Below are 26,343 nucleotides of genomic sequence, written 5' to 3'. Positions count from 1 at the left end.
ACATTAGCATTTTAGCAAGCATTATGTATTGGAAAAGTCTAAAGTGGTTGATATAGTAGTTATTTTCAATTTAGTATAAAAAATGCACAAAAAAAAGCTTCTTTTCTGTAAGAAGCTTTCCATTTATACGACAGAATGTTGTTGCTTAGCCATTCTTTTACGAAATAACAACAACCACACTGCATTACCTAATAATAAACAGCAAGAGATTATGAAAACATACGGTATGCCTAATTTACTAGCGATCAGACCACCTGCTAAAGGACCAGCTACATTGCCAAGATACTGGGCAGTTTGGTTATAACCAAATACTTTACCAGTTAATGCTTGAGGCACAATCTTTTTCAAATACGTATTAATTGCAGGTATTAGACCACCTAATCCAAATCCTAAAAGAAAGCGCAATAAGATTAACTGCCATACACTTCCTACAAACGCATGTAAAGCCAAGAGAATCGCTACAGCAATTAAACAAACTTGCAAGACTTTTTGTGGACCTAATTGATCGCTAAGCTTACCTAAATAAGGAGCTGCAATCATATTGGATACTCCCGAGACCGCTGTTACTATTCCTGCTAGGAATGCTAAAAAGCTTGTTGTTCCGGCAATTTCTGAGACATATAAAGTAAGAATCGGTTGAATAGACATAAGTGCAGCTTGCAATACGAATGTTAACACAAAAATTCTTAATGTAATTTGCCAGAAAAAAGGATGCTTTTCTGATTCATCAACTTTCGTTTCAGCCTTTGTTTTGCTAGCTACTGTTTTTTCTTCCTTAACGAACAGAACAATAATAAATGTTAAAATTAAAAATCCACCAGTTACCCAAAAAACTTGGCGAAATCCAATAAAATCAGCTAATAATCCACCAATAACAGGTCCAATCAGTGTTCCTGCCACGCCTCCAGTCGATAAAACGCCTAGTGCTCTTCCACTCATTTTAGCAGGAGTTTGTGAAGCAACTAATATAATCGCTGCCGCTAAAAAACCTGATACAGTTCCCATCATAAATCGCAGAGCGACTAATTGATACACATTTTGCACAAACCCCATCAAAGTCACAACAACCGCCATACCGAGACTAGCACGAATCAACATCGGCTTAACACCATGTTTATCCGCAAGTTTACCCCAAATAGGTGAAAAAATCGCTGCCGTGATAAATGTACTGCAAAAAGCTATACTCGACCAAATCTCAATTTCCTGATGGCCATGTAACCCAAGTTGGTTTATAAAAAGCGGTAAAAAAGGGATAACTAAATTCATACCTGCTACTGTAAAAAAAGAACCTAACCAACATATATATAAATTTCTTTTCCATGTAATCACATTTAAGCCTTCTTTCTGTAACAAAGAAAACACTTATATATATTTTAATATATTTATAGATTTAACTTAAAACGTTAATTATACCTCATTTAATTAGTATTAGCAAAAAAGGAATAGAAAGAAACAAAGACTTCGTTGGACTGCTCGGCTCCTTAATTCGTTTCCAACCATGATTCATTATGTACAACTTCATTATCTTGTGGAAATTGATTTACTATTTACATTAACACCCCCTCCCTTCTTAAAATATAATTGATCCAATAAAAAAGACCGAAGAAGAAACAACAGACAAACGCTGCCTCCTACTCCAGTCTATTCAACACTTTTACTTAACAAATTGACTGTTTAATTCTTTAAAAGCTTCTCTTGAACGTTCTAACACGTCTATATCAACACTAAATGACATTCTAAAATATCCCGGGCAACCAAAACCAGTACCTGGCACTACTAAAATATTATAGTTTTCTGCTGCAAACTTACAGAATTCTACATCATCAGCAATTGGACTTTTTGGAAATACAAAAAACCCACCTTGTGGTGTAATAAAATCAAATTTAGCATCTTTTAAGATATCTACTACAAGATCTCTACGCTGCTTGTATTCTTGCTGCTCTGTAACTAAATCATCAGTCATTGCTAGCACACGTTGCATAAAAGCTGGTGCATTCACGAAGCCTAATGTTCTATTAGAAAACACTAATGCCGCCATTATTAAATCATGTCCTTCTATCGCATCATCAATGGCGATATAACCGATTCGCTCTCCAGCAATACCTAAATCCTTACTAAATGAACTAGCGTAAATCACACGATGATACGCATCAAAAGGACTGTCGTTTTCTATACCATCATATGTTAATTGTGTATACGGCGCGTCATATACAAGGTAAATACTCGTTCCATATTGCTGCTCTCTATCTTTTAAAAGCTTTCCTAATGCTTTAATGGATTCATCCGATAAAATCGTTCCAGTAGGATTATGCGGTGTATTCACAATAATTGCTTTTGTTTTATCCGTAACTTTATCAGCTAATTGCTCAATATTTATTTGAAAATTTTCATCTAAGTTACAAAATACAGGTGTTCCTTGTACATTTTCAATATAGTATTTATACTCAACAAAATATGGAACCAAAATAATAACTTCATCGCCAGGGTTCACAATGCTGTTCAAAGCAACATTTAATGCACCACCAGCCCCAACTGTCATAATAATGGAGTTTGCAGAAAAACTCTTCTTATAAAATGATTGTAAAAATTGCGCTACTTTCTCACGAGCTTCTATTAAACCTTGATTAGATATGTAGCCATGTAGATTAGCCGATGTACTTTGTGCCAATACTTTAATATTCTCTCTAAACTTTGATGGTGGCTCAACAATTGGATTCCCTAATGAAAAATCATATACTTTATCATTACCATGAATGCTACGTAGTTGATTCCCTTTTTCGAACAAATCTCTAATCCATGACCCTTGTTCTAAATTAGCTTCAATTGTTTTTGAAATTAGACTCAATTTACATTTTCCTCTCATTAAACAATATTTATATATATACTAACCATGCTTGTAGTACCTTTTTCTTACAAATTATTGTATCAAATTTTCAAATACTCAAACATCTTTATTTGTAGCTTCTTTAATAACACGAGGTTTATGTCTTTACAGTTATATAGGAAGAAGGTTTACTGTTTAAAACATCCGTTAATGCTACAGATCCTAGATGCTGTTTTGCTAGTAATTCTAAATCCTCTGAATGCAATAATTCTTGATCTGGTTGATTCGTTAAATATGTAATGATACCACCATTCACTATTTTCTCCATTTCATTCCATGGGAAGGTAGCTATTTTTTTTTCACCGAAATAATCAATATACCGTATCCCAAAATAATTACACCAAAATACGCCTGGTAATCTTGTTTCTAATGTTCCATGAATATGCTGCCTTTCAGCTGGAACTTCATGAGAAATATATCCGTAGATTCCATCTATTAATTGAATGGTTTCTTTAAAGACCTTCATGATGACTTCTCTGTATTGTTGAAATGTCTCTACTGGAAAGAAGAAAGTTAAGTAATTTAAATTAATATCCTTTGAACTTTTCATCCAATCAACAATAAATAAGAAGTTTGGGTTATTACTTTCCCCAAGTATACCACCTGCTGTTCCAAGCATATGATCTATTTCAACGTTATCATAGCTCTTATCTTCATCAGTCCACATTTTCAAAAAATCATGTTGTGTGTAATTTTTTGTAAGTGGCTCAACTGTCCCAATCTTATCAGGTGTCAATCCAGATTCCGTAAGCAAACGGCTAAACTTTAATGCAATATCTTGTTCCTGTATAGCATTCAATGTAATGATTTTCGCAATCATTGTCATATCTAGCTATTACCTCCTTTTCATCCCTATAACCTAATCGGTGAAGGAGGATATATATCCTCCTTCATATTTGTACACTTTATTACATGAACGTATCAAATTATATCAATACAAATCAAGTGATTTGCAAGAATTTTTCCTTTACGATTGAAAAATCTCTAAATAATTGTTCATCATCCACTATTAATTTTTCTAATTTAATTTTATCCACCATTAGATGTAAAGCATTTTCGAATTGAGTAAATAAGTAATGTCTAATTTCTTCTGCAGATCTGTTAAGCCACTTACTCTTTGGCATTCCAATTCTAATGCTCACAAATCTTTGTTTTACATCTAATAATAGATTCTCACAGCCTTCAAATCCCCAATTTAATCGATTACCATCTATTCTTCCTTCTGGAGCAAATTCATCAAGTTGCGGAGAGTAACATTTATCACAAATTGTATTTAACAAAGTACTTAATGCAATGATATGAGGATCAACAGCATTAGCCGAATGTACATCACCAAACTTTACACTGAATGTAAAATATGTACGCTTTTCCATCACACTGTCACCCCTAACATCATTTTTTCAAAAGTTTTTGAGTTCATAATATCATAATTTATTCCCTATAATATTAATAATTATGATAATTCACATTTTATCTACAACTATGAGGATTCTATGAACTCACTATAATATGTTATTCTTATCATTTGTCTTGACAGTTGTCTTGATTCTTCCATACACTACTATCAAGTGAAATAGAACCTATATAAGGGAGTTACTGAAATGAAATATTTTGATTATGCTGCAACCACACCAATGTGTGAGGGTGCAATTGCAGCCTACACAGAAGCTGCCAAACTGTGTTTCGGCAATGAAAGCAGCCTGCATGATGAAGGTCATAAAGCAAAGCAAGTACTAGAGGCTTCAAGACAAATAATTGCATCAAACCTAGGAGTAAAAGATGAGTGCATTGTCTTTACTAGCGGTGGCACGGAAAGTAATCAACTTGGTATTCAAACACTACTAAAAAATACACCTTCAAATAGAAAACATATTATTTGCTCATCCTTAGAGCATCATTCTATTCACCAAAGTTTATTTCAATTACAAGAACAAGGATACGAAATTGAATATATGGAACATCTATCAAATGGCATCGTTAATTTAGAATTTTTACAGAAACAAATAAAAGAAACGACTGCTTTGATTATTCTTCAACATGTTAATTCTGAAATAGGAATCATCCAGCCAATTGCTGATGTTCATCAACTTATACACGATCAAAATATTCTACTACATGTTGATTGTGTTCAGTCATTTGGCAAACTAGATTGTAAAACCATGCATGAATATGTGGATAGCCTAGCCATTTCAAGTCATAAAGTATACGGTCCTAAAGGTGTTGGAGCAATTTCCTTCCCACATATACATACTTTACAACCATATCAAACAGCCGTCACTCACGAACATGGCTACCGATCAGGCACAGTTAATGTTCCCGGAATCTATTCATTTGCAGTCGCTGTTAACAATCTAAAAAAGAGTAATCACATTCCATCTTTAAGATCTATCATATTAAAAAATCTACAAGCTAGTCAAATATCATTTGAGTGCATAGAAGGAGAAGAGAAACAGCAATTGCCTCATATCATTTGTTTACTATTCCCGAAAGTTCAAGGTCAATATGTTATGATGGAGTTAAATAAATTAGGCTATTGTGTTTCTTCAGGAAGTGCTTGTCAATCAGGTACTAAAGAACCGTCTAAAGTACTTTTATCGATTGGCAAAGACGCTGACGAAGCGAAAAGTTCCATTCGGATTTCATTAGGAATGCACAATACTGAAGAACAATGTCTAAGTCTAGCTCAAGACCTATCACACATTATAGCCATGCTTTTAACACAGCCATAAGGAGAATTAACATGAAAAACGATAAAAAGCTACTTGGAGAAGAACGTCGCAACGAGTTGCTTAAACTATTAAAAACGAGTTCTTCTCCAATAACTGGAAGTGAATTAGCGAAAGTAGCCAATGTAAGTCGCCAAGTCATAGTAGGCGATATCACCCTTCTAAAAGCAAAAAATGAACCTATCATCGCGACAAGCCAAGGGTATATATACTTTCAGCAAGATCAATTAGAAAAGCTGTTTGAGCGAACAGTGGCCTGCATTCATACACCTGAAGATACAGAAAAAGAACTTTTGTTACTTGTTGATACAGGTGTTACAGTGAAAGATGTGAAAGTCGAACATCCAGTATATGGAGATTTAGTTTCTTCCGTTATGGTAAGTAATCGTCGAGAAGTTTCTCATTTTCTGAACAGAATTCAAGAAACGAAAGCAACTCTTCTCTCTCAACTTACGAATGGTATACACCTACACACCTTAGTTGCATCTTCAGAACAAATATTAGATGAAGCCGAAGCAGCACTACAAGAGGCTGGATTTCTAGTTACTGAAAACGATTAACATAAAAAAGCTGTACGAAAGAGAGCCGATCATAACTCGTTTTCGCACAGCTTTTTTACTATTTTGCATTACTTAGTTGCAACCCTTCAACCGTGAAACTTTTATAACTTCCTAAATTTGATACTCTACAACCTAATGCTTCAAGCTCTTGAATCGTGCCTGGTATTAACACTTCATCCATTGCCATTTCGATATCGACAATAAAAAAGTATTTACCTAATGATATTTTCATTGGACGAGATTCGATCTTTGATAAATCTAAATTCCTCCAAGAAAACGCTGATAACACTTGGTGTAGTGCTCCAGGATGATTATCTGGAAGCTCGATCATTAAAGTTGTTTTCTGACCATTTTCCTTAGCATCTTGAACTGTTAAATCTATTTTTCGCTTAGATACAACAATAAATCTCGTTGTATTGTGTTTATAATCATGCACGTTATGTTTTACAATCGTTAAACCATATTCATTAGCGGCTAGCTCACTAGCAATAGCAGCTACTTTCTCATCAGGATTATTCTTCACATATTCCGCTGCTCCCGCTGTTGATGCAACACTTTCATACGGTACTGTTTTTAATTCCTTATGAAGAAACTTATGACATTGAGCAATAGCGTGAGAATGAGAATATACTTTCTCAATAGACGTCCAATCAGCACTGTTATTCGGATGAACCATAAAGTGCTGCTGAATTGGTGTATTGATCTCACCTTGTATGGGTAAGTTCACTTCATGAATTAAGTAATCTAAGGTAATATTAACAGAGCCCTCTAACGCATTTTCAATTGGTACAATAGCTACGTCCGCTTTATCTTCCATCACAGCGTCCAAGCATTGCGGAATCGAAATCATTGGCTCTATGTCATCATTCGGAAATGCTTTTAAAGTAGCGTAATGTGTAAATGTCGCTTTCGGCCCTAAACATACAACTTTCATTCTGATTAACCTCCCCACTTGCGAAAAATTATATATTGTTCTATGTTAGGTTATTTTTTGATTTTTTACAATATTTTAATTTCAGAAACACTAATTTGCCTGTTTGGTTCCACAACTTCTTTCCACCTCTTCTTAAGAAGTCTACTAGGAACTGATCTAGATCCCAAAAAAGCAAACCTTGTGAAGTGTATAAAAAAAACAGCAAGAGAATGGTGTTGCTCATTCACTTACTGTTTTTATTTAATTTGTTTTTACTTTATGCGCCTGAACCTAATACTTCTACTTTATCGACAAATTCTAGTTGTTTTAAGTTCGAAAGTAAGCCATCAATGTTTGTATTCATTGAACTCACATTCAATGATAACGTAACATTCGCTCTACCTTGTATAGGAATGGTTTGATGAATGGTTAATACATTACATCCCGCATCCGCAACAATTCCTAATAAATTAGAGAGTGTTCCTGAACGATCTTCAAGATGGAAAAACAATGTAATGATTTTTTCCTTCACAATTGTGTGAAAAGGAAAGACGGTATCACGGTATTTATAAAAGGCACTTCTGCTTAAGTCGACCTTTTGTACAGCATCCCATACTGATTCGGCTTTCCCCCGTTGAATCAGTTCTTTAGCCTCTAAAGTCTTTTGCATCGCTTCTGGTAAAACATCCTCACGAACTAAAAAAAATTTATAATCGCTTTTTTTCAAAGTATTCACCCCAAAAAATTACTCAACGAACTCAAACTCGAAATCACAAATCTTGACCGTATCTCCATCTTTCGCGCCACGTTTTCTTAATTCATCATCTACTCCATATGAGCGAAGCTGTCTAGCAAAACGAGCAATCGATGCATCACGATTAAAGTCTGTCATAACGAATAGTCTGTCAATCTTATCTCCAGATACAACGAAACGACCATCTGGTTCACGAGTAATTTGGAAATCTAATTCGTCTTTCTCGAACTTGTAAAGAACTCGGTGTACTCCAGCTTCTTCTTCTTCGTGATCTAGTGGGAATTCTGGTGTTTCTTCTAATTTATCTGCCACAGCAAATAACAACTCGCGAATTCCTTCTTTCGTGAAAGAAGAAATCGGGAAAATTTGTACATCCTCACCAACTTGTTCTTTGAAAGCATTCAAATTATCTTCTGAATCCGGCATATCCATTTTGTTTGCCGCAATAATTTGTGGTCTTTCAGTTAAACGTAGATTATATTCTTTCAACTCGTTGTTGATTGTTACATAATCTTCATAAGGATCTCTTCCTTCAAGTCCAGACATGTCAATAACATGTACAATAACACGTGTTCTTTCAATATGACGTAAGAACTGATGACCAAGTCCTACACCCTCAGAAGCCCCTTCAATTAACCCTGGAAGGTCAGCCATAACAAAGCTACGATTATCTTCTGTTGCTACTACACCTAAGTTTGGTGTAATTGTAGTAAAGTGATACTCTGCAATCTTCGGTTTAGCCGCAGATACAACTGATAATAATGTTGACTTACCTACACTTGGGAAACCAACTAAACCAACGTCCGCTAGTAATTTCAATTCAAGAATAACATTGCGCTCTTGGCCTGGTTCACCATTCTCAGCAATCTCTGGAGCTGGGTTAGCAGGTGTTGCAAAACGATTGTTTCCGCGTCCACCTCGTCCACCTCTAGCAATAATTGCTGTTTGTCCATGTTCTGTTAAATCCGCAACAACTTCTCCTGTCGCTTCATCACGCACAACTGTACCTGGCGGCACTTTTACAATTAAATCGGATGCATTTTTCCCATGCATACTTTTCGACATACCGTGTTCTCCACGGCTTGCTTTAAAGTTCTTTTTAAAACGAAAATCAACAAGTGTACGAAGACCTTCTTCTACTTGGAATACTACGTTCGCACCTTTACCGCCATCTCCACCAGCTGGTCCACCGTTTGGAACATATTTTTCACGACGGAATGCTACCATGCCATTTCCACCGTCTCCGCCTCTTACAAATATCTTAACTTGATCGACGAACATTAAATCACTTCCTTTATTGTAAATATCATTTGTTGTCATCTATGTATCTGCTATAGTGTTTGAAACTCCCATTCCATAACAAATACTATCTCTTCATCTGTAAATGAACTTACGCTCATTGTAGCTAATGATGGACATTCTTTTAAATACAAATTCAAAACATGCTTATCCGTTATCTTTCCCACTAAATCAAAGGTAAACCGCAGGCTATTTTCACTTTCATAAATGTCTATTTTCAGTTCATTTTCTCCTAAAGGATCTAATGTTACGTTTAGTATATTCATAAAAGTATTCGTCCAATTCGACGCAGCTTCATCAAGCTTGTGACAAACCTTACTAACCTGTAGCACTTCATACTCAAGCGAAAAAACAAAATCTCTCCAATTGCCTGTCATCAGTAGTTCCGCTAATTTCGGCATTTGCATATTAGCTAACTGCGCTTCGTTTTTCGCTTCTATAATAATGTTATCAATAATTTCTTTTACATAGTCTATATTGTTTAGTTCGATGTTACCTTTGATTAACTGTACCTTATTTAACCAATCGTGTCGTGAATAATTTAATAGCTCAATAATTCCCCATTGTTTATCCATATATAAAAAGTCTCCCAATTTGAAATCACTTTTTTTGTGAGATAAAACGTACTCCCATGTAATTTTGAAACGCATATGCTTAGTATAGCAGAAAAGAAATAATTATTAATGAGTAATGTGTAGAGAGGATTATTTGTAGAAGTTATAGATGATAAATATTATTCTTTATTAATCTTTCCAAAATAAGATCGATTACTGTTGTAACTTGCTATAACAACCCTAACATGCAACGCAGGGAATAAAGGTAATTTACACTCTGCAATCTTTATAATAGACCACTCTATCTATCAACACAAGCTTTCCATTAAGTAAATACGAAAAACCAGCACCGTTCCTTTTTAATGGATGCATTCGCTTCTCGTTTTACGATCCATTAAAAAGGAGCCATGCCCAGCCGTAAGATGCAAAATTACTTGCTAAAATAAGAAAACTCTAACCAGACAAGGTTAGAGTTTTCTATAAAAGCAATTAAGCTTCTTGTGCAACTGGATATACGCTTACTTTTTTGCGATCGCGTCCGAAACGTTCGAAACGAACAACTCCGTCAACTTTAGCAAATAAAGTATCATCTCCGCCACGGCCTACGTTTTCACCTGGGTAAATTTTTGTACCGCGTTGACGGTAAAGAATTGAACCACCAGATACATGCTCTCCATCTCCAGCTTTAGCGCCTAAACGTTTAGCTTGAGAATCACGACCATTCTTTGTAGAACCTACTCCCTTTTTGGAAGCGAAGAACTGAAGATCTAATCTTAACATATGTTCCACCTCCTACTTATTGAGGTTAATTTTTATATATTTCCCATAATCTCGTTCGATCGTTTGTAAAGATACAAGCATACCTTGTAATAGAAGTTGAACCTTCTCTGCTGATTCAGCTGAAATATCAGCAGGAATCACACAGTGAAGATAACCACCTTTACCTTTCACATCAATTATGGGCTTAACATCTGTTAAACTCATAATACTATTAACAGCTCCAAATGAAACTGCAGATGCTCCGGCACAAACAATATCAGAACCGTGTTTTGCAAAATTAGCGTGACCACTCATAGTGAAAGATGAAATCTTATCACCATTATAATCAAATTTCACAGTAATCATAGGTCTGAACCTTACGCGTTGATTGCTTCAATAACAACTTTAGTGTATGGTTGACGGTGACCTTGTTTTTTGTGATAGTTTTTCTTCGCTTTGTATTTGAAAACAGTGATTTTCTTTTGACGGCCTTGCTTCTCTACTTTACCAGTAACAGTTGCGCCTTCAACTAGTGGGCTACCCACTTTCACGTTTTCTCCACCTACGAATAAAACTTTGTCAAAAGTAACAGCTTCGCCTTCAGTAGCGTTTAGTTTTTCAACATATACTACATCGCCTGCAGCTACCTTGATTTGTTTACCACCAGTTTCGATAATTGCGTACATACTTGCACCTCCTCATAATTTTTAAGACTCGCCTAAAACAGGTGATTTACTATTATAGTAAATTCTTATACCTGAATCGTGCGGTTGTAGCTTCGGTGCGCTACAAACATAACAAGTGAATATTATCATGAAATCAGCCGTGATGTCAACTTGTTTTACTGATATACTACTTTAATGAGCAGTATACGATTTTATATAAAAATGCGGCTTTTCATTTTCAATGACCGAAAACTGTATTTGAATACCAACATCTTGTTCAAGCTTCTCTTTATATATACTATTCTCCCCGGAGAACCACTGAAGAACATCTTTCGTCACTTCAATGACAGCGCTAGTGTAGTCATTATTTCGATGTTGAAGCAATTCTCTTTCCATTCTAAAAGCGGCAGCTTGAGCGCTCTCCACACGTCCTGTACCTGAACACGATGGACAAACTTCCGTCGAATAATGTAGAAGCGAAGGAGAAGTTACCTTTCTAGTTAACTGTAATATACCTAATTCCGTAAATCCAATGATTTGAGTTGTCGTCGCATCCTGCTTTATACTACGCTTTATAATTTGAATGATTTGATCTTTATTTCCTTTCATATTAATGAAGTCAATCAAAATCATTCCGCTAATATTGCGAAGCTTAATCTGCCTCATCGCTTCTTTTGCAGCTATCATATTCGTCTTGCCAACAGTATTCTCTTTATTTTGCTTACCTGTAAACTTCCCTGTGTTTACATCAATTGTCGTCATTGCTTCCCCTTCTTCAATCACTAAGAAGCTCCCATTATCAAGCCATACAATGCGCTTGTGCAATCGTTCTATTTGATGTTCAACATCCCAAGCAACAAAAATATTCTCTCGATCCCGAAAATGTAAGAACTTCCAATCGGACTGCGGTTGCAGTTGCTGGAAAACCGCGAAATCATCAATATATACAGTTCCGCTATCTTTTTTCATCTCGGTAGCTATCGCCTCTAATAGCCGATTATGTTGTTTCAAAAGGGCTGGAGCTTTCACACTAGCCATCTTCTTCACCAATTGCTGATAAGTTTCACGACAATACTTTAATTCTTGCAGAAAAAAAGCCTCATCTCTCTCGCTCATTTCTGTGCGAATAAGCATTCCTTCATCATCACGCTGATGCTCCATCGCAAATTGCTTCCAGCGCTCTCTAATGGGATGAGGTAATTTTTTTGAAACAGCTATGTAATTTTGCTTAGGAATGTAAACCATACTAGAAGTCGATATTTCAACAAAACCTGTAACTCTAGCTCCTTTATGCTCCGTTTCGTCACGTATTACTTGGACAAGCAATTTCTCTCCTTGTGTTACAAGCTGAGAAATAGGCGTATCCTTCCCTTTAGAAACAACAGCTAAAATATCGTCTTTATGGAGAAATCCTTTTTTCTCATGCCCATAGTTAACAAATACTGCGTCCATTCCTGGTACAATTTTGTCAACTCTCGCTACATATATATTGCCAACTAAACTTTGGTCGTGCTTGTTCATCATATGAATATGTTGAAGCTGATCTTTATCCAAGACAGCAATTCTTTGTTCTCGCGAAAGACAATTCACTAAAATAGTTTTCATCAAAAAATCCTTTCTATATCGAAAAACCGTCAACGTACTTTTTCAGGTGAAACACTTCATTCGAAACCAATGATATCGAATAAAGGCATTTGAATATGTCTAAACCAAAAAGGAGCCATGCAGTGAGCATGGCAGGTTTTTCTGACCTTCGTATGAAGAAAGGATAACATATTTAATATTGATATAATAGGTCACCGATTTTTATCGCTGTTAACTTATCTGTGAAATAAGCGTGTAATATCTCATTTTCGTCCAGTGAACCTCTTTCTTTACCGTTTTTCGTTACGATGATTGGATGCTTATAGCCTCTTTGAAATAGCTGCAAAACACTATTTACATTTTCATTTTCATCCACAGTAATAGGCTTCAACTTCATCACTTCTTGATTTTTTCCGTAATGTCGCTCTAGCAAAAACCGCATAAAAACATACTGCCTTTGTCGCCATTCTATTGAGATAGAAAACAAAATAAAAGCAAGGATAACCACTATATTCAAACTAAATTGTCCAAATGCAATGAAAGCAATTAACAAGACAAATGAAGCTCCAATTGAAAATAGCAATGCTATTCGATGACTTCGTAAAAACGAATATCGTAAAGACAATAATAGAAACAGTAGCTTCCCTCCATCCAATGGCCAAACAGGCAGTAAGTTAAATAAGCAGATTGCGCCATTAATATACGTAAAAGTAATAAACGTATCATGCTCTATTATTCCCGTCAAAAAAAGAATATATGAAACAAGGAACAACCATAAATGTTGCAGGGGACCAAAGATAATGACATGTAAATCTTCCTTTAATGTTCGATTGCCATACTCGTCTGTTTCAAGCATCCCCCCAAATGGTAGGATTGTAATGGATTTTATTCTCCATTTATAATAAACCGCTGCACATGCATGACCTATTTCATGAAAGAACACAACGACAAACAACATCAACAGCTCTTGGAAATGAGCAGTAATCACAGCAATTCCAACAACAAGCCAAGTAGTTGGATGTACAGTAACTTTATTAATCAAATTAAAATATTTATTCAAAAGAAATCACCTGATTCGGATCAACAAATGCATCATTCTTCTTAATCGCAAAGAACATTCTTCCTTTTGATGCATCATGACTTGAAGATACCATTCCAAGTTTCTCACCCTTACTTACACTGTCATATATTTCCACACTAATTCCATCTAACTCACCATACCATGATTCACTACCATCTCGATGTTGAACGACTACTGTATTGCCAATATTCTCTTTCGCACCCGAAAAGATTACTACACCATCTTGAATAGCACCTGCCTTCAAGTTCATATCTGACTCAAGTACAACACCTTCACCGTTTTCCTTATAGGTTTGTACAATCTTCCCCTTCACAGGCACTATATATTCAGCTGATGCAGTTTCCACATTCGCATTGTTTTTATTCTTATCTGATGGTAAAAAAGCAATCGGTTTTCCAAAAGTTTCTTCATACCAATCCGTGACAGCAGCAAATTGAATTTCTTTCTCAAATGAGGATGCTACGAAATTCCTTGCTACCTGAAGTTTCTCAGATGGGAACTTAAACATGGCTGCGATTGAAATAAATAATAAAGCTGAAAGCAAAACCTTTAATAAAAACAAATCTTTACGAAATAGAGGATGATGCCCCTCATCACCATCATATGTAGTAACATGAGATGAGTAAGAAGGCTGGCGTTCATATGAGGAAAAACGATTCTTAGCTTCTTGCATTTTTTTCCGCTTTCTAATTCGATTTTTAATAGCTCTCCTTCTATCATACATCACTAAATCGTACCCCTTTACAACAAAAATGATACTAACACTATATGATGAGTTAGGACAAACTATGCTAACTTGAATTTATGATTATTAGTAACAAACTGTATAAGTCTTGATCTTTGGGCAAATAATAGAATAAAAAAACACTCAGTAGAACACTGAGTGTCGTTAGCTTCTAATTTAATTATGATCGAGCTCCGAACAATTTCTTAATTTTAGCAAATACGCTTGTTTGCTGAGCTTCTAGAGACATTAACGGTATTTGATCCCCTAAAATTCTACGGGCAATATTACGATAGGCGATTGATGCTGGGTTATTCGGATCCATTACAATAGGCTCTCCTAGATTCGATGCTTTAATAACCCTATCATCGTCTACAACAATGCCGATTAAATCAATCGATAAATGTGTAGTAATATCATCAATATCTAGCATTTCTCCATTATCAATCATATGACTACGAATACGATTAATAATAAGCTTTGGCGGCTCTAAATTTTCTTCTTTCTCCAACAAACCAATGATGCGATCAGCATCACGAACGGCTGCCTTCTCTGGAGTCGTAACTACAATGGCCTTATCCGCACCTGCAACTGCATTTCGATATCCTTGTTCAATACCAGCTGGACAATCAATAATGACATAGTCATAGTCTTGTTTTAACTCAGATATTAATTCATGCATTTGATCTGGATTTACCCCGTGCTTATCACTCGTTTGAGCTGCAGGTAGTAAATAGAGTAATCCATCAAAGCGTTTATCTTTAATAAGAGCTTGATGTATCTTACATCTTTTTTCCACTACATCTACAAGATCATAAATTATGCGATTCTCTAATCCCATAATTACATCTAAGTTTCGCAAACCAATATCCGTATCAACTAAACAAACCTTTTTACCAGAAAGAGCTAGAGCTGTTCCAATATTAGCAGAAGTAGTTGTTTTACCAACTCCTCCTTTACCAGATGTAATCACAATTGCTTCTCCCACAATTATAGCCCCCCTTCTAATCTAGTTAAATCGGGTCTTATTTTCTTTAATTTTGCAATACGATCAAATATTATTTCTTTATGATCGTTTAAATATGCACTATGTAAATTCAAAGGGTCATCAGATACAGAAATAGCGGTAGTTGTATTTACGTCCGAAATACTAATATGTGCAGAGTCCATTTTGCTAGCCGCTATAACTGCTTTATTATTCCCCTTACAACCGGCATGAACGCTTCCTTTTAACGTCCCAATAATAAAAACGTTTCCAGCAGCTTTCACAACACCCCCAGGGTTTACATCGCCAATTAACAATAAATCCCCGGGCACTTCAAGAATTTGTCCTGATCGAACAATTCCAACACTTGATTTAATTTCACTACCATTAAGTAATTCGTTCACTTCATGTAAAGAAATAACATTCGACAAAATCCGGTCAACAACCAGTTTATTATTATTTTGAATAAGCGAAATAATTTTTTCTTCTTCTTCTTTTGAAAATTTCCGATTACCAGTATGGACTTTTACACTAATAATCGGATCGTCATTTTGCAGTTTATAAGAAACCGATAGCTTCTCTTCCAACTCACGCATTATATCAAAGAAGGAACTAGAATCATCGAGATGGAGCGTAAGTCCATCTTTAGTACCCTTAATCATAACATTTTGTGAATTTCTACTATTCATCACGCTCTACCACCTCAACAATCCTATATTCTATACATTCATTATTATTCCCTTTAAATCATTTAAAGAATTTCATCATTATTGTTACTTTCTGAAAAGCAATTCGCTACTATCTTCAGTCGAATATTTAACAATAAATTTCCGAATTGGATATGCTACTAGTATAACAAAAACTGCATTCATACCAAGTGTTGGGAGTAAACGTACATATGCAAATTCTTGAAATGATATGTGTGCAAACCCAAGGATGAAATTAAAACCATATACAATAATTTCTAACATCGCTACTGCTACAATTGACATCAGCGATACCATAAAAAGATTATTATGGAGTATTTTCATCAATTTGGAAATCAAATACGTAATAATAGGTAGCACGAATAAGTAAATTCCTAATATCTCTGTGTAAACTACATCGAAAAGGAAACCAGCAACTGCACTATAAATAACCGCTTTACGATAGTTTCCAAACACTGTGAAGAACACAAAGAAAATCATTAAGAATCTTGGAACGAAAATAAGTTGACCATGATAAAACTCTCCGATAAAAATGTTTAAAAACAAACTTTCAAAGAGGAAAACAAATACGATAAAGAGAGGAATGAATAGCTTTCTCACAAGCCACCCTCCTCATTATCCGCATCCTTCAAATCGGCCGTTACTTTATCTTTATCCAATTTAGGATCTACAACCATTACATGTGATATATCATAGAAATCTGCAGAAGGCTTCACATAAGCTGTTTGTGTTAAACCATTCTTGTCAACCTCTACTTTGTCAACCTCACCTATAGGTAATCCTTTTGGAAATACACCACCAAGACCAGATGTTACAACCTGTGTCTTTTTAGGAACTTCTTTTTTAGATTTATTTTTCTCTAATTTAAGCTCCATTAAAAGCATGCCTTTTTCTTGATCATATCCTTTAATAATCCCATATACAGGCTTATTATCTTTACCTATGATTTTTGCTGAAATACGATTTTTCGGATCTGCTGTGCTTAAGATTTGGACTGTTGATGCCCACTTGTTAGTAGATTTCACTTTCCCGATTAGACCTTCAGAAGTGATAACAGCCATATTTTTCTCTACTCCATGCAGACTCCCTTTATTGATTGTTACACTCTCCTGCCATCTGTCAGGGTTTCTACCTATAACAGTAGCTTGAATAGGCGTATATGCACTTAAATCATCTTTCTTGTCCATTATATCTCTAAGCTCTTTATTTTCTTTTTCAAGTTCTTGAACTTTACTTTTCAATGTTGCGTATTCATCCAAGCGAGCTTTTAGTTTTTCATTTTCTTCATATGTGTTTTGAAGATCACGTAAATCTTCAAATACACCCGTGACAAACTGTGTTGGTGTATGAAAAATTTGCTGGAAGAAACCTGTTGTATCCTTTACAAACTGCTCAGGCCAACTAACGTTTTCTCTTTCTCTTAATGAAAAACCAATCAATGCCACCAGAATAATGATACTTATTAATAAAACGATAAGTTTTTTGTTGAGAAAAAACTGTGGCATGACTTCACCTCTAATTAGTAATCAAATTCAAATCTTTTGTATCGTTAGAACTTTTTGACAAAAGCGCATAAAATATCTCCACATTCTACAGTATACCGCAGAATGTGAAGAGGTATCAGTAATTATTTATTACAATTTTGCACGATTTTTAAATTCATGGATATGGTCTAACGCTTTACCAGTACCAAGCGCTACACAATCTAATGGATTTTCAGCAATTAATACAGGCATTTTCGTTTCATCTGAAATTACTTTATCTAAATTGCGAAGTAATCCTCCGCCACCAGTTAATACGATTCCACGATCCATAATATCTGCAGCTAATTCAGGTGGCGTTTTTTCTAATGTACCTTTTACTGAATCAACGATTGCATAAACAGTATCACGTAAAGCCTCACAAATTTCTTGTGCAGTGATTTCAATTGTTTTTGGTAGACCCGTTAATAGGTCGCGTCCACGGATTTCCATATTTTCGATACCTTCTGAATCTCCAGCTGCACCGATTTCAACTTTAATAGCCTCAGCTGTACGCTCACCAATCATTAAATTATAAGTTTTACGAATATATGTGACGATAGACTCGTCCATTTCATCACCAGCAACGCGAATTGACTGACTAGTTACAATACCGCCTAATGAGATAATCGCAACTTCCGTAGTACCTCCACCAATGTCAACAACCATACTACCAGTAGGCTCCCAAACAGGTAGATCCGCACCAATTGCAGCTGCAAAAGGCTCTTCAATTGTATAAGCATCACGAGCACCAGCTTGTCTAGTTGCATCAATTACAGCACGTTTCTCAACCGCAGTAATTCCTGATGGTACGCATACCATAACATACGGATTACGTGCAAAAACGCCTTTCTTCTGTGCTTGATTCATATAATATTTCATCATTGTAGCTGTTGTTTCATAATCTGCAATAACTCCGTCTTTCATTGGGCGCATTGCTACAATGTTCCCCGGTGTACGTCCAATCATATTACGTGCATCATTACCAACTGCAACAATTTGTTTTGAAGATGTATTAAACGCGACAACTGATGGTTCGCGTACTACGATTCCTTTTCCTTTAACATAAACAAGTGTATTTGCTGTTCCTAAATCTATTCCAAGATCTCTAGTTCCAAACATTAATGTATCTCCCTTTCTAACTTTCAATTCAAAGCAAGTTAAAGCTATCACAAGTTTTAGTATAAACCACTGAATTTTTTATATTATTTCAATCAATTTCATTAAAAAATCACAAATAATATTATATAACATGGGCAATTTTTATGATAGTGTCATAAATATCCTTTTTCCTTTAAACTTACATACTTCTTCTCGCCAATAATAAGATGATCTAATACGTCAATCCCTATAATCTTACCACATTCTATTAATCTCTTTGTTACATCAATATCTTCCTGACTCGGAGTAGGGTCCCCAGATGGATGATTATGAATACAGATTATAGAAGCAGCAGAACGTCGGAATGCTTCCTTAAAGACTTCACGTGGATGAACGATAGATGCATTCAAACTACCTATAAAGATGGTTTGCTTGTGTAGTACTTGATTTTTCGTATTTAAGTATAAACAAACAAAGTGCTCTTGGGAAAGAAAACGCATATCATTCATACAAAAATTTGCGCAATCTTCAGGAGAGCGAATAACATATCGTTCGGTATAACAAAGATTTGTTATTCTTCTTCCTATTTCTATTGCTGCTAACAGTTGAATCGCTTTTGCTTCGCCAATTCCTTTAATACTCATTATTTCTTCGATTGAAGCGTCTTTTAATAGCCTCAAGCCATCAAAATAAGAGATTAGTCGTTCCGCAAGTTGTAATACGGATTCATTTTTCGTACCTGTACGCAGCAATAATGCAATCAATTCTTGATTCGATAAGCTATGAGAGCCCTCTCGAAGAAATCTTTCTCTAGGACGCTCACTGCTTGGAAAATCTTTAATCATCATGGATTCGCTCAAATCGATTATCTTCCTTTCTTATTAATACTTTACAAGGAATAAGAAAGCTTTCGATTTAAAGATATCTCAGCGAAAAGATGATAGTTCTCGAGCCAAACGAGATATAGGCAAACCTACAACATTATAGTAATCACCGTGTATTTTTTTCACAAAGAGTGCAGCTTTTCCTTGAATACCATATGAGCCGGCTTTATCAAATGGCTCACCACTATCAATATATGCCTCAATATCTTGCTCACTTAGCTCCCAAAATGTTACTACCGTTTTCTCATAGAAACTTACACTTGCATCTTCAGAAATAATGCTAACACCTGTATAAACAGAATGTATATGATTTGAAAGCTGTGACAGCATACGAAAAGCATCCTCTCTGTCTGTTGGTTTTCCTAATATGTTATCGTTACGCACAACTATTGTATCACATCCAATAATGATAGAGTTTGGATGTGTGTTGATAGCTGCTTGTGCTTTTTTGAATGCTAACATTTGTACAGCTTCTTCTGGAGCAATGTTTAATGGAATGGTTTCATCAATATCTGCGGAAAATGTTTTGAAGGGTATTTCTAATATAGATAGAAGTTCATGTCTTCGAGGAGATGCCGAAGCTAATATAAGAGTTTTCACAGAGGTTCACCTTACCTTATCTTTAAATTAATGTATTAAGAGAGATACAGAATAATCGTAACAGACTTGCTAACAATACTCAATAAACCATTCGAAAGTTAGCTATTAATGTCGAATTTTTTTCTTTCAACACCCTGCTCTAGTTATTATTAAACATAAAAAAGGCTTCAAGATGCAAATAGATCAAGAAAGCCACATTATTTAATATCACACATTTTTTTCATTTCCCAGAAAATAATACTCGATAAATCTTGTAGTGATCATTGTTTTAGTGCATTATACATCATAATAAATTGCAATAGGTTTTTTTGTAATAAAAAACTTGCTTCAATTGGATCTTTTGTATTTGTTAGCTCTTTCACTGCTAAGTTTAGAGGAGTTACCAATGCTAAGACATCTTCACTACCTTTTTTTAATGACTGTATTTTCTGTAAACTTGTTTGGAATTTTTGCACATCGCTCCTTTCAGAAGATAACATTAGATTTGTACCTGCACTAGTTAATTCATTATATAGAACTAGTGATGCTTTTAGTATGTTTGCATCAGCTTCCGTTACATTTTTCTTTCCGGTTACACCGATTTCAAATTCCTTCCAGTAAGAGTCGATGCCTTTTTCTTTATATAAAGAGGAAACAGCTTTTGCACGATCTAACGAATCAGCTACAAAAAGAAGAAGGTAATACTTGTTTTGCTGAGCCAATATTACTGCAGGGAGTTTACGATCTTCTAAAATATCCCTTTGTTTCTCAGCCGATTCACGGTTACTGTATACACCACCTTGTACAGCTTGTATGGTTAAAGGAGGCATCGATACATTTGTTGTGCTAGGTTTACTAATAGGCTCTTCCTTGGTCTTTTCAGCTACTATCGGTTTATCAACCGTTTTTGTTGAATCACTTGCGGTAATCGTTTTTAAAGCAACATACATAAACCCAAGTCCAATTACTACTGCAAATACAATTGCCACAATAAACTTTGGATATTCACTTCTGTTCGACTTCTTTTGTTTCTTGTCACTTGTATATGTAAAAACAGGACTAGAATTTGGAACTTCTGACTTTGGTTCAGTAGGAGTGGAAGTGGTAGGTAATACCCAATCAAAAGCTTCATCATTCGTTTGATTGGCAGCAGCCATTTCTTCCATCGCTGAGTCCTTTTCCTCTTGTTGTATTTGTTCTTCCTGATTTGAATCAACAACGCTCTCTTTCTCTACTATGACTACATCATTTACCACTTTCTCTTCGTAGACTTTTGCATTCCCATTTAATTTAATTTTAATTGTATTATTCCGGTCGAGCTTGTCCATTTACAAACTACCTCCTCTCGACTTTAACCTCATCCTAACATAGAAGAAAAAAAAAATAACAAGACTTTTGTCGTCTTGCTATCAATAGCTTTCATCAATTTTCGGTACCATTCGAGGAAAAAGAATAACATTATAACTAAACTGACAGTAATGGACGGTTACTAAATTTCTCACAAGGCTTCAATCATCCTTTTTTGTAAAATATTCCAATAAATCTTGTGGATTCATCACATAAATGCTGAGATAACGACAAGACCATATAAGAAACACTATGTCTACTCAATTAAATTAAGAGAAGTATAGAGATTTACCTCTGTTTAATCAACTGTCGAAAGCCTGTTGCTGATTTTGTCCGTAAACCCATGTAACACTATATCAATACCCCAAAATACCAATTTACAATTTTTTCGCCAAAAAAATAAGATGTTAAAGTAGCTAAAGCGATATATGGGCCGAAAGGAATTGGCTCATTTCTCTTCACAATACCAATAATAATGAGAAGTGAGCCTAATAACGCCCCATACAATGCAGCAAAAAACAATGCCAAAATAACCAGCTTTACACCTAATAGTAAGCCCAATACAGCAAAGAGCTTAATATCCCCTCCACCCATACCACCATTACTAATGAGAGCAATAACTAGGAGGATACCAAAACCAACCGCTGCACCAAATAATGAATCAATAATATGTAAACTACCAGGATAGATATGTAGAAGCAAAAATAAACTAGCAAAAAACAATAATACTTTGTCCGGAATAATCATATAAGCTAAATCAGATACAGTGATAATAACTAATAACGAGATGAGAGTATATGCAATTAAAATTTCACTACTCCATCCAATTAGTAAGGGTGTAATCGCAAACAAAATAGCTGTCACAATTTCAACCGTGATATAGATAGGAGAAATCGGAGCTTTACAACTCCTACATCTGCCTCCTTGTATAAGATATGATACGACAGGTATTAATTCCTTACCCGTAAGCATACGTTTACAGTTCGGGCAAGATGATCGCGGTCTTACGATCGATTGTTTGAGAGGAACCCTTAATCCAACCACACTAAAAAATGAGCCAAATATTAAGCCGACAAAAGCTAGATATATTACGGTTAATTGTTCCATTTTTTCTCCTTATTCACCTGATTTTATATATAGTTATTTACTTGTAGTCAATTTCACTTCAATTACAACTGCTTATTTTTAAAAATCGCACCATTTCATATTAGTATAAAAGGACTGATCCGCTTTTACATTATACCTCTATTTCATTTAGTAAATTTCGAATATTTAGTTAAATACTTCCAAAATTCTCTTAAACGTAACAGTTTACTAATAAATGTTTATTCCTCTCTAATTGAAATTAGTAGCATTTTTGGACAATTACACACGAAAGACCCTCTATCATTTAATGAATAGAGGGTCAATCATTATCATAAACAGCCACTTTATTTCTACCAGCTTTTTTGGCACCAGTATACATTGCTCGATCAGCATATCTAACGAGCGAAAGTGCTTCTTCATCATCTTTTTTCGCCGTAGCGACACCGATACTTACCGTAATCGTTATTTCTTCTTTATCGTTTGTATCAAGATGTTGATGAATAGAAAATGGTTTAGAAGCTATGTCCATTCTAATATGTTCAGCAATAGTCACCGCTTTTTCTAGAGTAGTATTTGATAGTAGAATTACAAACTCTTCACCACCATATCTAGCAACAATTCCTTGTTTGCCAACTCTTGCTTGAATTCTACTTGTTACTTGGCAAAGCATTTCATTTCCACTTTCATGACCGTACGTATCATTAATTTGCTTAAAAAAATCTAAATCTAATAATATTAATGATAAATGTGATCTTTTCTTATTCCTAAAATCCTTATATTCAGCTGTTAATAGCTCTTCAAAATAGCCGTAATTATATACTCCAGTTAGACTGCAGTATTGACTTTTTCTTTTTGTTTCTTCATAGTGCACTGCATTTACCAATGCAATTGCATAATAAGAGCAAAGAATGCATGAAATCATTTCTTGATAGTTTTCAAAATACCTTCTCTTCTTAGATGCGAGAATCAAGACACCTACTATTTCTGAAGAGGTTTGAATCGGTATAGCCAACATACTTTCAATATGCTTTAAATCTCCTTCAGCGTTAAACAGGTGCTTCCATTCTTTTTGTTGTTTAAAAAATAAAGAGTTATTTCGACTTATAACTACTCCTGCAATATCATTAAAAGGTTGCACTTCTTCCATACTTTGTTTATTAGGATTTATGTAAGAATTCTTATTTACTTTAAAAACATATGTATAATCTGCAGCGAATAGCTCTGTAACTTTTTCAGTAAATATTTTATCAACTTGCTGAACTTGCAACCCTTCCGTCAATTGATGACCTATTGCATTCATTTGTTGCAAGCAATCATTCATTTTTAATGATGTATAATACATTCTTAAAATAATAGCAATGCTAACTAATGGCACACAGACTATTAATAACGCAAACAAATGAAGTTCATTATAAAGTACATATAATACAATTCCCATCGGAAAGACAATTAAAGAGGAAATGCTTTCCCATAGTAAACCTCTCCCTATAACTTTTAGACTTTTTTTATTTATCGTTAATCTAATGACAACTAATAGTGTTTGATTAAGAGCTAAATAGGTTAACACGTATCCTATAAGTGGGATGACATCCTTCAATGTTTCTTGTATCGTTAAATCATGTTGCCCTCCGAGTTTATAGAACACAAGTGCACTAATTATAGACAAGCAAAAAAACATTAATGAATTTAGCGGAAAACGAAAAATTTCATCTTTATTAAGACGGAGTTTTATTAATAATACAAAGATTGCAATTTGTGTTAAAACCATTTCTGCAAATAGACCATACTTTAAAAAAACAACTAAAGATACCGCTTGTAAAAAAAATACTGGCGTTTCATTAACAAGAATCGGAAATAAACAAACAACAATTGCAAACAGTAAAAAACTCAAAATCTCTGTGCTGAATAATGATTGAGAAGGAGTGAAAGTTTGGTAAGTTAGCCAAAGACCTACAGGGAATATCACTAACCATAATAGATATAAAAGAAAAAGATTTTTTCTGTACACCTTTATTACACCCCTTCCTTAATAAATATAGCTCATACTTAAAACAACAACTGTTGATTTTTTTCTGAGAAATAAGGTCTTACATAATACAGAAAATAAAGAGACCCCGTTACAACTAACAATGAATTTTCATCTAACATCTGAACGCCCTTATCTATAGCCGTTTCCCATGAATCATAGTAGCTAGAAGGCGTATTCTTACAATGTGCAACTAACTTCTTCGCTTCCAATGCTCTGTCCATTGTAAACTGTGTACAAATAATATGATGCGCAATATGTTCAAGCATTTCAATCATAGATGTTACGTCTTTATCTGCTAATGCAGCCGTTACGAATATTATCTTTTTATGGCTATATCGCTCTTGCAACGTATCAATTAACGCTCGAATTCCTGCTTCATTATGAGATCCATCCACAATAATATGTGGTTCTATACTTACCGTTTCTAGACGCCCTTTCCAATTAGAACGCAATAAACCAGCTTTAATACTTTCATCTTTTAAAATGAAACCGAACTTTTCATCTAATAATAGAGCCGCTGTAATAGCTAATGATGCATTTTGAATTTGATGTTTTCCTAACATAGAAATCACACATTTTTCTAATGCATGCTCTTGAAAAGTATACGAAAAAACTTCACCATTATTTATAGAAGACAAATGCTCTACTTGAAAATGCCTGTCCAACTCATACAGTTCGCTATTCATTTCTAACGCTTTATTTTGAATAACACTTAACGCTTCTTCGTTTGTTACTCCTGTAATAACGTAAGATTTATTCTTAATAATACCTGCTTTTTCATATGCAATTCCACTAATGCTATTCCCTAATATATTGGTATGATCCCGCGAGATACTTGTAATGATTGAAATTAAAGATGTAATTACGTTAGTAGAATCAAGTCGACCTCCAAGCCCTGTCTCCATTAATACAAGATCAGGCTTTTGTTCTTCAAAATACACAAGTGCAATGATCGTTAATATTTCAAATTGTGTTGGAAAAATATCTTTCTGTTCAAGATTATCTAAATATTCCATAACATAATTAAATATTCTTAAAAAATCCTCTTCAGAAATACATTCATCGTTTATCATTATTCTTTCTTTTACACTTTCGATATGAGGAGAAGTAAATGTCGCAACACGATATCCACCAGCTATTAAAATTCCCTTTAAATAATGAAGTGTCGAACCTTTTCCATTCGTACCAGCCAAATGAACAAATTTCAATTGTTGATGCTTAACATTTAAACCTTCTAGCATCTCTTCCATTCTTTCCAAGCCAAAGTTCATTCCGAAGCGTTGCTCACGCTTAGCAAGATAATCATATAAATCATCTATTTTTTGCAACATAACTGTTCCCCTTTTTTAGTAACATATATTAAATTCTTGCTTAGTATAAATCAAATGCTATTTATCTTATTACTATAACATTTTATATCCTTTTAACACTATCTCATCAACCTTGATTGAACTACCCACCACTTACGAAAGAAAACACTTTCGTTTGAAGTGGGGGATTCCTAAGTAAAGAAACGTATCGGTTTCTAATGGATTAGGCGAACCCCGTAGTCCCTACGGTTAGAAGTCTTATGGCTTCATTTTTAAGGTTTTGTCCTGCGTT

At 34.8% G+C, this 26,343-nt stretch carries 27 protein-coding genes and 1 other annotated feature; of the genes, 2 read left to right on the top strand and 25 right to left on the bottom strand.

The window, feature by feature from the left end; all coding sequences use genetic code 11:
- Nucleotides 1-123 precede the first annotated feature (123 nt).
- The 4 genes from V7014_RS13335 to V7014_RS13320 all read right to left on the bottom strand — a co-directional run bounded on the left by V7014_RS13335 (nt 124) and on the right by V7014_RS13320 (nt 4,257).
- A complete protein-coding gene (locus V7014_RS13335; RefSeq protein ID WP_335507890.1) occupies nt 124-1,329 on the bottom strand; it encodes an MFS transporter in 1,206 nt (401 codons plus the stop codon).
- Between the two features lie 325 nt (nt 1,330-1,654).
- Entirely contained in the window at nt 1,655-2,863 is a 1,209-nt protein-coding gene (locus tag V7014_RS13330; RefSeq protein WP_335507888.1) for a pyridoxal phosphate-dependent aminotransferase, read from the bottom strand.
- A gap of 118 nt (nt 2,864-2,981) precedes the next feature.
- On the bottom strand, nt 2,982-3,710 hold the full coding sequence (locus tag V7014_RS13325) for a hypothetical protein (protein WP_335507886.1): 729 nt from the start codon (nt 3,708-3,710) through the stop codon (nt 2,982-2,984).
- Between the two features lie 115 nt (nt 3,711-3,825).
- Nucleotides 3,826-4,257 (bottom strand): hypothetical protein, encoded by a 432-nt coding sequence (locus V7014_RS13320; protein ID WP_335507884.1) that lies wholly within the window; start codon nt 4,255-4,257, stop codon nt 3,826-3,828.
- A 228-nt stretch (nt 4,258-4,485) separates the two neighbouring features.
- On the opposite strand from V7014_RS13320, the gene V7014_RS13315 reads away from it, so the two are divergent.
- Both V7014_RS13315 and V7014_RS13310 read left to right on the top strand, forming a co-directional pair.
- Nucleotides 4,486-5,613 carry a cysteine desulfurase family protein gene (locus V7014_RS13315; RefSeq protein WP_335507881.1) on the top strand — a complete coding sequence of 376 codons (1,128 nt, stop codon included), beginning with the start codon at nt 4,486-4,488 and terminating at the stop codon, nt 5,611-5,613.
- An 11-nt stretch (nt 5,614-5,624) separates the two neighbouring features.
- Entirely contained in the window at nt 5,625-6,170 is a 546-nt protein-coding gene (locus V7014_RS13310) for a transcription repressor NadR (RefSeq protein WP_335507879.1), read from the top strand.
- A gap of 58 nt (nt 6,171-6,228) precedes the next feature.
- Here the strand turns inward: V7014_RS13310 and pheA are convergent, their stop codons facing one another.
- The 21 genes from pheA to V7014_RS13205 form a co-directional block, all read right to left on the bottom strand.
- On the bottom strand, nt 6,229-7,104 hold the full coding sequence (gene pheA, locus V7014_RS13305; RefSeq protein WP_335507877.1) for a prephenate dehydratase: 876 nt from the start codon (nt 7,102-7,104) through the stop codon (nt 6,229-6,231).
- Nucleotides 7,105-7,360: 256 nt separating this feature from the next.
- Entirely contained in the window at nt 7,361-7,810 is a 450-nt protein-coding gene (locus V7014_RS13300) for an ACT domain-containing protein (RefSeq protein ID WP_335507875.1), read from the bottom strand.
- 18 nt (nt 7,811-7,828) lie between these two features.
- Nucleotides 7,829-9,118, bottom strand: coding sequence for a GTPase ObgE (gene obgE / locus V7014_RS13295; protein ID WP_335507912.1), 1,290 nt, complete (start codon nt 9,116-9,118; stop codon nt 7,829-7,831).
- A gap of 50 nt (nt 9,119-9,168) precedes the next feature.
- Complete coding sequence (locus V7014_RS13290; RefSeq protein WP_335507873.1) at nt 9,169-9,711, bottom strand: Spo0B C-terminal domain-containing protein; 543 nt, start codon at nt 9,709-9,711, stop codon at nt 9,169-9,171.
- Nucleotides 9,712-10,179: 468 nt separating this feature from the next.
- Nucleotides 10,180-10,470: a 50S ribosomal protein L27 gene (rpmA, locus tag V7014_RS13285; protein WP_205060310.1), complete on the bottom strand. Its 291-nt coding sequence runs from the start codon at nt 10,468-10,470 to the stop codon at nt 10,180-10,182.
- Between the two features lie 12 nt (nt 10,471-10,482).
- Complete coding sequence (locus tag V7014_RS13280; RefSeq protein ID WP_335507871.1) at nt 10,483-10,815, bottom strand: ribosomal-processing cysteine protease Prp; 333 nt, start codon at nt 10,813-10,815, stop codon at nt 10,483-10,485.
- An 11-nt stretch (nt 10,816-10,826) separates the two neighbouring features.
- Nucleotides 10,827-11,135 carry a 50S ribosomal protein L21 gene (gene rplU / locus V7014_RS13275; protein WP_335507869.1) on the bottom strand — a complete coding sequence of 103 codons (309 nt, stop codon included), beginning with the start codon at nt 11,133-11,135 and terminating at the stop codon, nt 10,827-10,829.
- Nucleotides 11,136-11,149: 14 nt separating this feature from the next.
- Nucleotides 11,150-11,231, bottom strand: a sequence feature (ribosomal protein L21 leader region).
- A gap of 75 nt (nt 11,232-11,306) precedes the next feature.
- Complete coding sequence (locus V7014_RS13270; protein ID WP_335507867.1) at nt 11,307-12,719, bottom strand: Rne/Rng family ribonuclease; 1,413 nt, start codon at nt 12,717-12,719, stop codon at nt 11,307-11,309.
- 172 nt (nt 12,720-12,891) lie between these two features.
- Nucleotides 12,892-13,758 (bottom strand): M50 family metallopeptidase, encoded by an 867-nt coding sequence (locus V7014_RS13265; RefSeq protein ID WP_335507865.1) that lies wholly within the window; start codon nt 13,756-13,758, stop codon nt 12,892-12,894.
- Nucleotides 13,751-14,503 carry a M23 family metallopeptidase gene (locus V7014_RS13260; RefSeq protein ID WP_335507910.1) on the bottom strand — a complete coding sequence of 251 codons (753 nt, stop codon included), beginning with the start codon at nt 14,501-14,503 and terminating at the stop codon, nt 13,751-13,753. The genes V7014_RS13265 and V7014_RS13260 overlap by 8 nt, the downstream gene beginning before the upstream one ends.
- 181 nt (nt 14,504-14,684) lie before the next feature.
- Nucleotides 14,685-15,491: a septum site-determining protein MinD gene (gene minD, locus V7014_RS13255; protein WP_335507864.1), complete on the bottom strand. Its 807-nt coding sequence runs from the start codon at nt 15,489-15,491 to the stop codon at nt 14,685-14,687.
- Nucleotides 15,492-15,493: 2 nt separating this feature from the next.
- Nucleotides 15,494-16,177, bottom strand: a complete 684-nt coding sequence (locus V7014_RS13250; RefSeq protein ID WP_335507862.1) for a septum site-determining protein MinC — start codon at nt 16,175-16,177, stop codon at nt 15,494-15,496.
- Between the two features lie 84 nt (nt 16,178-16,261).
- Nucleotides 16,262-16,795 carry a rod shape-determining protein MreD gene (mreD, locus tag V7014_RS13245; RefSeq protein ID WP_335507861.1) on the bottom strand — a complete coding sequence of 178 codons (534 nt, stop codon included), beginning with the start codon at nt 16,793-16,795 and terminating at the stop codon, nt 16,262-16,264.
- Nucleotides 16,792-17,700: a rod shape-determining protein MreC gene (gene mreC / locus V7014_RS13240; protein WP_335507859.1), complete on the bottom strand. Its 909-nt coding sequence runs from the start codon at nt 17,698-17,700 to the stop codon at nt 16,792-16,794. The genes mreD and mreC overlap by 4 nt, the downstream gene beginning before the upstream one ends.
- A 129-nt stretch (nt 17,701-17,829) precedes the next feature.
- A complete protein-coding gene (locus V7014_RS13235; RefSeq protein ID WP_335507857.1) occupies nt 17,830-18,837 on the bottom strand; it encodes a rod shape-determining protein in 1,008 nt (335 codons plus the stop codon).
- 152 nt (nt 18,838-18,989) lie between these two features.
- Nucleotides 18,990-19,664, bottom strand: coding sequence for a RadC family protein (gene radC, locus V7014_RS13230; RefSeq protein ID WP_438824915.1), 675 nt, complete (start codon nt 19,662-19,664; stop codon nt 18,990-18,992).
- A 78-nt stretch (nt 19,665-19,742) separates the two neighbouring features.
- Nucleotides 19,743-20,300 (bottom strand): Maf family protein, encoded by a 558-nt coding sequence (locus tag V7014_RS13225; RefSeq protein ID WP_335507855.1) that lies wholly within the window; start codon nt 20,298-20,300, stop codon nt 19,743-19,745.
- Nucleotides 20,301-20,560: 260 nt separating this feature from the next.
- A complete protein-coding gene (locus tag V7014_RS13220; RefSeq protein WP_335507853.1) occupies nt 20,561-21,607 on the bottom strand; it encodes a hypothetical protein in 1,047 nt (348 codons plus the stop codon).
- A 370-nt stretch (nt 21,608-21,977) separates the two neighbouring features.
- Nucleotides 21,978-22,733, bottom strand: a complete 756-nt coding sequence (locus V7014_RS13215) for a prepilin peptidase (protein ID WP_335507851.1) — start codon at nt 22,731-22,733, stop codon at nt 21,978-21,980.
- 298 nt (nt 22,734-23,031) lie between these two features.
- Nucleotides 23,032-24,720, bottom strand: coding sequence for a sensor domain-containing diguanylate cyclase (locus V7014_RS13210; RefSeq protein ID WP_335507849.1), 1,689 nt, complete (start codon nt 24,718-24,720; stop codon nt 23,032-23,034).
- 38 nt (nt 24,721-24,758) lie between these two features.
- On the bottom strand, nt 24,759-26,072 hold the full coding sequence (locus V7014_RS13205) for a bifunctional folylpolyglutamate synthase/dihydrofolate synthase (RefSeq protein ID WP_335507847.1): 1,314 nt from the start codon (nt 26,070-26,072) through the stop codon (nt 24,759-24,761).
- Nucleotides 26,073-26,343: the final 271 nt, after the last annotated feature.

The organism is Bacillus sp. JJ722, from assembly GCF_036963345.1.
In the GTDB taxonomy this organism is placed as follows: domain Bacteria; phylum Bacillota; class Bacilli; order Bacillales; family DSM-1321; genus Bacillus_AD.
This window is presented reverse-complemented; position numbering and strand designations above follow the sequence as displayed.

Coding starts and splice junctions, on each gene's coding strand:
- V7014_RS13330 (WP_335507888.1), bottom strand. CDS start 2,863: ATGAGAGGAAAATGTAAATTGAGTCTAATTTCAAAAACAATTGAAGCT.
- V7014_RS13325 (WP_335507886.1), bottom strand. CDS start 3,710: ATGACAATGATTGCGAAAATCATTACATTGAATGCTATACAGGAACAA.
- V7014_RS13320 (WP_335507884.1), bottom strand. CDS start 4,257: ATGGAAAAGCGTACATATTTTACATTCAGTGTAAAGTTTGGTGATGTA.
- V7014_RS13315 (WP_335507881.1), top strand. CDS start 4,486: ATGAAATATTTTGATTATGCTGCAACCACACCAATGTGTGAGGGTGCA.
- V7014_RS13310 (WP_335507879.1), top strand. CDS start 5,625: ATGAAAAACGATAAAAAGCTACTTGGAGAAGAACGTCGCAACGAGTTG.
- pheA (WP_335507877.1), bottom strand. CDS start 7,104: ATGAAAGTTGTATGTTTAGGGCCGAAAGCGACATTTACACATTACGCT.
- obgE (WP_335507912.1), bottom strand. CDS start 9,118: ATGTTCGTCGATCAAGTTAAGATATTTGTAAGAGGCGGAGACGGTGGA.
- V7014_RS13290 (WP_335507873.1), bottom strand. CDS start 9,711: ATGGATAAACAATGGGGAATTATTGAGCTATTAAATTATTCACGACAC.
- rpmA (WP_205060310.1), bottom strand. CDS start 10,470: ATGTTAAGATTAGATCTTCAGTTCTTCGCTTCCAAAAAGGGAGTAGGT.
- V7014_RS13280 (WP_335507871.1), bottom strand. CDS start 10,815: ATGATTACTGTGAAATTTGATTATAATGGTGATAAGATTTCATCTTTC.
- rplU (WP_335507869.1), bottom strand. CDS start 11,135: ATGTACGCAATTATCGAAACTGGTGGTAAACAAATCAAGGTAGCTGCA.
- V7014_RS13270 (WP_335507867.1), bottom strand. CDS start 12,719: ATGAAAACTATTTTAGTGAATTGTCTTTCGCGAGAACAAAGAATTGCT.
- V7014_RS13260 (WP_335507910.1), bottom strand. CDS start 14,503: ATGTATGATAGAAGGAGAGCTATTAAAAATCGAATTAGAAAGCGGAAA.
- V7014_RS13250 (WP_335507862.1), bottom strand. CDS start 16,177: ATGAATAGTAGAAATTCACAAAATGTTATGATTAAGGGTACTAAAGAT.
- mreC (WP_335507859.1), bottom strand. CDS start 17,700: ATGCCACAGTTTTTTCTCAACAAAAAACTTATCGTTTTATTAATAAGT.
- V7014_RS13235 (WP_335507857.1), bottom strand. CDS start 18,837: ATGTTTGGAACTAGAGATCTTGGAATAGATTTAGGAACAGCAAATACA.
- radC (WP_438824915.1), bottom strand. CDS start 19,664: ATGATGATTAAAGATTTTCCAAGCAGTGAGCGTCCTAGAGAAAGATTT.
- V7014_RS13220 (WP_335507853.1), bottom strand. CDS start 21,607: ATGGACAAGCTCGACCGGAATAATACAATTAAAATTAAATTAAATGGG.
- V7014_RS13215 (WP_335507851.1), bottom strand. CDS start 22,733: ATGGAACAATTAACCGTAATATATCTAGCTTTTGTCGGCTTAATATTT.
- V7014_RS13205 (WP_335507847.1), bottom strand. CDS start 26,072: ATGTTGCAAAAAATAGATGATTTATATGATTATCTTGCTAAGCGTGAG.